We start from the raw sequence: 6272 nt of genomic DNA on the forward strand, positions 1-6272 counted from the left end.
TCGTCATAGGGGAGATAAGAAATGATAAAGATGGCATTTGCAGGAAATCCAAATGTAGGTAAATCAGCATTGATAAACGAGATAGCAGGTTCATCCCTAAAGGTAGGGAACTGGCCGGGAGTTACAGTCGAAAAAAAAGAGGCACAATTTGAATATAAGGGTCAAACAATTAAATTAGTGGATCTGCCAGGAGTATATTCCCTCAGTCCATATACCTTGGAGGAAAAAATTACTCGTGACTATATCATAGATGAGAGCCCAGATGTAGTAATAAATGTAGTGGATTCAACCAACTTAGATAGAAATCTATATCTAACTATGCTATTGAAAGAACTGGGTAAACCTATGATAATGGCATTAAATTTTATAGATGAATTTGAAAAATTAAACTATAAATTGGAATTGAAGCATTTTGAGGAGCATATAGGGATGAAAGCTGTTCCAACAAGTGCATTAAAAAATAGAGGGCTAAATGAGCTATTAGAAAAAGCTTTACTGGTAGCAGAAGAACACAAAGGACAGGTACACTCTAAATATGAATTGAGATTTGATAAGTTTTTAGAATCAGAGATGAAAAAAGTGGAGGAATTTATTAAAAACAACGATGAATTTATTACTGTAATGAAAAAATACTCTATGGATTTTACAACTATAAAATTATTGGAAGGTGACAATTATTTCTTAGGGAAGTTAAAGGGGTACGGAATAAATAAGATTGATTTAGTAGGGGAATCTATTGCGAGGATAGAGGATAAATTTGATGAAAATGTAGAAACTATATTTGCAGAGAGCAGGTATGGGGCTGTAAAGGGGATCCTCCTGCACACATTGAAAACATCAATGAAATCAAGGTTAGATTTCACAGATAAGGTAGATAAGATCTTACTCAATAAAGTTTTGGGACTGCCTATATTTTTAATATTAATGGCTGGTCTTATGGGAACGGTATTTAATGGTGCAGCTCCATTACAGGACTGGTTAGATGGATTTATAAATGGATTTATTGGTAAATATGCTAGAATCCTTGTAGAAGGAACTCCAAATTGGTTAAATTCATTTGTGTTGGATGGATTGGTTGCAGGAGTTGGTGGAGTATTAGTCTTCGTTCCATTGATGTTATTTTTATATTTCTTCCTGGCTATATTAGAGGAAAGCGGGTATATGTCCAGAGTAGCATTTTTAATGGATAAGTTGATGAGAACTATGGGATTAAATGGAAAGGCATTTGTACCAATGGTGTTAGGATTTGGGTGTACAGTACCTGCCATCTATGCTACTAGAACTTTAGAAGATGAAAATTCTAGAAGATTGACGGCTCTAATGACACCGTTTATGTCTTGTGGTGCAAGATTACCAGTATACGGATTATTTACAGCAGCTTTCTTTGGTAAGAGTGCTGGGTTGATAGTGATGAGTTTATATTTCTTAGGAATTTTTGTAGCTATATTAGTTGGCTTAACTTTTAAAGAACACAAATATTTTAAAACTGACGATAGAGCATTATTAATAGAGTTGCCACCATATAGAATACCAAGTATGAAGATGATAACCAGATCAGCATTCACAAGAACCGGATCATACCTGAAGAAAGCTACAACAGTAATCATGGGAGTTTTAATAATCTTATGGGCATTGACTTATTTCCCAAATCATGGAGATACAGAAAACTCATATATGGCAAAGTTTGGAAAAGTACTAGCCCCTATTATGAAACCAACAGGTTTTGGAGACAGATGGGAAGCGGTAGCTGCAGTTATACCTAGTATAGCAGCTAAGGAAGTTGTGGTAGGATTTATGGCTCAAGTATTAACTCTTAAAGAAGAGAGCAGCGAAGGTGAAATTGAAGAAGTAACTACTTTCAGAGAAGATGTAACAGAACAGGTTATAAGTTTAGGATTTGCTTTAAAGGATTCATTCTTAGGGGTAGTAGATGTAAGAGCAATAAGTGGGTTGTTTGAGACCCCAGATGCAGAGACTGTAGAAGAAGAAGGCGTCGGAGTTGTAGGAGCAGTAGCAAATTTATGGGCTGGAGACAAAGAAGGACCATTAAAAGCATATTCATTTATGGTATTTATTTTGTTGGTTGTTCCTTGTGTAGTTACCTTAGCAGCTATAAAGCAGGAGTTTGGAAATAAATTTATGTGGTTTATAACAGGATTCTTGATCTTAGTACCATATATTGCATCTATATTGGTATATCAAATAGGAAGATTGTTTATTTAGAACTCTCCCTTCCCTCTCTTTAGATTAGAGCGAGGGTAATAAAACTCTCTCTATCTTTACAGAAAGAGAGAGAATCAGAGAGAGTTAAGAAGGAGGAGTCAAGATGAAAACTGTATTTTTGAGTTTAATAATAGTAGGCATCTCATATTATTCTTTGAGAAGTGTATTTAAATCATTTAAGGGTGAATCTAAATGTGGAGGATGCTCCAGTGCTAAAACTTGTAAAACCAAGGGTAAGATAAAATAAAGATATATTTAAAAATCAGAACGGCCTAAGTAGAATTTCTACTTAGGCCGTTCTGATTTTTTCTACTAATAAATAAAGATATGTACTCTAATATATTATAGAGAAAGAAAGATTTGTATATAGTTTGAAACCCAAACAAACCTAGTGAAAACAAGGGGTAGAGAAGAAAAAAAGTGTTGACATATAGAAATATTTAGAGTATATTATGAATAAGTTAAATTAAATTTTTAGGAGGTAACACTTATGTATATTATTGATAAAGACGCTTGTATCGGATGTGGAGCATGTGAAGGAACTTGTCCAGTAGCAGCAATCTCAGCAGACACAGATGGAAAATATGAAATCTCAGATGCTTGTATCGACTGTGGAGCATGTTCAGGATCATGTCCAGTAGAAGCTATAACAGGATAATTAATTTATAAGAAAAAAGTAGTCCTAAGACTACTTTTTTTATTATCTAGGAAATTATAAAATTTATCTGCTCCATTCTACTACAATGCTTTTTCCTGGATTTTCAATCATAGTTTTAAAAAGTTCATAGTGACTTTCTACTACAATAAATTTATCTTCCTTGACAATATACTCTTCGAACACTCTGCCTACATCTTCTAATTCATAGATATTTCCATCGGAGAAGTAATCAGAGATAAACCAAGTAGCATTTTCTCCCTCTTTTTCCAGATTTCCCCCATCCCATATTTCTAAAAATTCCTTAACCTGAGAAATAAATAAAAACTCATTCCTAACTAAGATATGATAACTGCTATCGACTTCAATTCCTTCATAGGTACCATCGTCAAAACCGACAAATATATCGTAGTCTAAGTCTCCCTCCTCATCTTTGTTTTTTCTAGTATTGCTCTTGATTAAACGGAGTAACTCCTCGCTATCTATAATTTTTCTATCAGACATAAAATCCCCCCTATCGCATATAGCGAAACTATCTAGGTAATTTATAAATTACCCTTCCGTAAATTTAAAATTTAACTTTTTTTCGAGTTAATTAGTGTAAGTTGTGACCGGTTTTTTAAATTATATCCTTAACTTCTCCAATTTTTTTAGCTTTAATAGTATACCTATAAAAAATAATATTTCCTTGTTAAAATCAAATAAAAAATGGAGGTAGATTAAGAAAAGTAATGTTAGTTTGTAAAAAAATACCTTCCTAAAATTAGGAGAGGTGAGGTCATTTACTTGTTTTCTAGCCAGAGAGAATACATCCCTTGGATACTTAGGTTTGGAAGATATTCGTCTATAGTGTTGACTTCCTTACTGATAATCTCTCCTAGTCCACCAGTGGCAATAACATAGGTCTCTGGATAGATCTCCTTGATCTTTCTAATGATCTCTTTGATCTGCCCAGTATACCCATAAAAAATTCCAGCTTGAATCTGTTCAACTGTATTTCTTCCAGCTATGGTATGTGGGTTCTCAAATTTAACTTTTGGAAGCTGAGCTGTGTTTCCAAAGAGGGAATTTATAGACATATTTATTCCTGGAAGAATTCCGCCTCCGACATAGATTTTATTTATAAGGATCTCATAGGTAGTAGCTGTCCCGAAATCAAAGACCACGAGATCTTTATTTGGATGTAATTTTAATCCTTGTACTATATCTATAATTCTGTCTGCTCCGAATCCAGAATTATTTAACCCTTCTTTGAAACTAAAAGGTAGCTCAAGATCTAGATTTATAATTAATGGTGATAAATTAAAAAATTTTTTTGCCAAATAATCACAGATCCTAATAAGTCCAGGGACTACAGAAGATACGATGACTCCACAGACATTGGTCAATTTGATTTCATTGAAATCAGTAATGTTTTTCAAATATGAAAAAAGTTCATCTTCGGTGATGTTATCCTTGGTAGCAATTCTAAAACTAGTGATTAAATTTCCTTTGTCATCTAAGATTCCAGTGACAATATGGGTGTTTCCAATATCAAATGCTATTAACATGATGTCCTCCTTATGACTGATAAAAAATATTAATTTATCGCAAAGCAATGTTTTCAAACAACCAAGTCATTATAATATAGATACTAAATATCTTCAATACTTTTAAAATATATATAAGAATATAAAAAAATTATGTATAATAGTGGTGATGAGTAAAAAGAATAGAAAATTACTATTAAAAATAGTTAATATTCGTATACCCTTGGTGGCATAAAGAAAGGTTTTAAATTATATAGGTCAATGAATCAATTAATATATACGGTTTTAGTTCGAGTTAAAAAGGAGAGAAGAATGAGAGCAACAGGAATAGTAGTAGAGTATAATCCATTTCATAATGGGCATAAACTTCATTTGATGGAAGCTAAAAAAAATGGTGACCTAGTTATAGCAGTCATGAGTGGTAATTTTTTACAGAGGGGGGAACCTGCAATATATGATAAGTGGACGAGAGCTCATATGGCACTTAAAAATGGTGTAGATCTAGTGGTAGAATTGCCTGTATTTTATTCAGTTCAATCAGCAGAAATATTTTCCCATGGAGCTGTGGATATCTTAGACAAACTAGGGGCGGCAACTTTAGTTTTTGGTTCAGAATCTTCGGACTTAGAAAAATTAAAAAAAATTGCCTATCTACAGATAGATGAAAAAATACTTGTGGCTGAAAAAATAAAAGAAAAGATGGGGGAGGGAATGTCCTACCCCAATGCTATAAGCTCTGTTATAGAGGAACTTTTAGGAGAAAAAGGTATCTTGAGACCCAACGATATACTAGGAGTAGAATACATCAAAGCCATCAGAAAATTAGGTTCATCTATAAAAGTGAGGCTGATAGAAAGAAAGGCGGTAGGATATCATGACAAGGAGATCATAGATGAGATTACTAGTGCGACTGCCATAAGAGCGATGATAAAGGAAGGCAGGATAGAGGAGATAAAAAAAGTAATGCCCGTAGAAAGTCACAACCTTTTAGGCACTCCTACTTATTTAGAAAATTTTTATCCTCTGTTGAGGTATGAGATTATAAATAACTATGAGGAACTTAAATTTGTTGCTGATATGGAGATAGGTTTAGATAATAGGGTTTTTGAGATGGCGGTAAAATATCCGGATTTTCATGAATTTTATAAAAACTTGATGACCAAAAGATATACCAATGGAAGGATTCAAAGGGTGTTGGCTCATATTCTTTTGAAGATAGATAAAAAAATAATAGATGAAACTAAAGCTGGAATAACATATGTAAAAATATTAGGATTTTCAAAGTTAGGAAGTAGATATCTCAAGGAAAAAAAAGAGATTTTGAGAATAAAATCCTTATCAGGATTAAAAAATGTCAGCCTGATCTTAGATGAAAGGGAAAGGGAACTCCTAAATTTCGAGATAAAATGTGACAGGATATACGGGATAATCAATCCCTATGAGGAGAGAAAATTTCCAATAATAATAGAATAACTCTTCCTTTTTATAAAATAAAAACACAAATACTATAACGATAGTTTTCCTTATGACATTGTAATTTTCTTTTAGTTAGAATTAAATTTCATATTCGTCAATCAGGAAAACGACAACAAGGAAAGAATTAAGATAAGGAGGGAAAAAATTGGAACAAACAAAATTAAGTTTAAAATATCAAATATTTTATGGAATAGGAGTCAGCTACGCCATAGTGGATCAAATATTTGCTCAGTGGGTGTTGTATTATTATCTGCCCCCTGAAAATTCAGGATTGACACCGATAATGGCACCGATCTTAATATCTTTAGCATTGATTATATCGAGATCTGTAGATATGATATCAGATCCCTTGGTGGGATACTGGTCTGACAGGATAGATACTAGATGGG

The 6272-nt window shown here is 33.1% G+C and carries 7 protein-coding genes; 5 read left to right on the forward strand and 2 right to left on the reverse strand.

The annotated features are described in order from the left end of the window. Positions 1-21 precede the first annotated feature (21 nt). The 3 genes from feoB (at position 22) to V5784_RS11495 (ending at position 2881) form a co-directional block, all read left to right on the forward strand. The gene (gene feoB / locus V5784_RS11485; RefSeq protein ID WP_336889159.1) at positions 22-2223 is read left to right on the forward strand and encodes a ferrous iron transport protein B; all 2202 of its coding nucleotides are present in this window, start codon (positions 22-24) and stop codon (positions 2221-2223) included. A gap of 103 nt (positions 2224-2326) precedes the next feature. Next, positions 2327-2470 (forward strand): FeoB-associated Cys-rich membrane protein, encoded by a 144-nt coding sequence (locus tag V5784_RS11490; RefSeq protein ID WP_336889160.1) that lies wholly within the window; start codon positions 2327-2329, stop codon positions 2468-2470. Between the two features lie 243 nt (positions 2471-2713). Beyond that, positions 2714-2881 (forward strand): 4Fe-4S binding protein, encoded by a 168-nt coding sequence (locus V5784_RS11495; protein WP_336889161.1) that lies wholly within the window; start codon positions 2714-2716, stop codon positions 2879-2881. A gap of 63 nt (positions 2882-2944) precedes the next feature. Here V5784_RS11495 and V5784_RS11500 read toward each other — a convergent pair whose 3' ends face one another. Both V5784_RS11500 and V5784_RS11505 read right to left on the reverse strand, forming a co-directional pair. Beyond that, positions 2945-3382 (reverse strand): hypothetical protein, encoded by a 438-nt coding sequence (locus V5784_RS11500; protein WP_336889162.1) that lies wholly within the window; start codon positions 3380-3382, stop codon positions 2945-2947. 278 nt (positions 3383-3660) lie between these two features. Next, positions 3661-4428 (reverse strand): type III pantothenate kinase, encoded by a 768-nt coding sequence (locus V5784_RS11505; RefSeq protein ID WP_336889163.1) that lies wholly within the window; start codon positions 4426-4428, stop codon positions 3661-3663. 291 nt (positions 4429-4719) lie between these two features. Here V5784_RS11505 and V5784_RS11510 point away from each other — a divergent pair, with 291 nt between their 5' ends. Next, on the forward strand, positions 4720-5880 hold the full coding sequence (locus V5784_RS11510) for a nucleotidyltransferase (protein WP_336889164.1): 1161 nt from the start codon (positions 4720-4722) through the stop codon (positions 5878-5880). Positions 5881-6028: 148 nt separating this feature from the next. Continuing rightward, positions 6029-6272, forward strand: a 244-nt coding sequence (locus tag V5784_RS11515; RefSeq protein WP_336889165.1) for an MFS transporter, incomplete at its 3' end; no start/stop codon positions are given.

It is taken from the genome of Psychrilyobacter sp. (genome assembly GCF_037132775.1).
Classification (GTDB): Bacteria; Fusobacteriota; Fusobacteriia; order Fusobacteriales; family Fusobacteriaceae; genus Psychrilyobacter.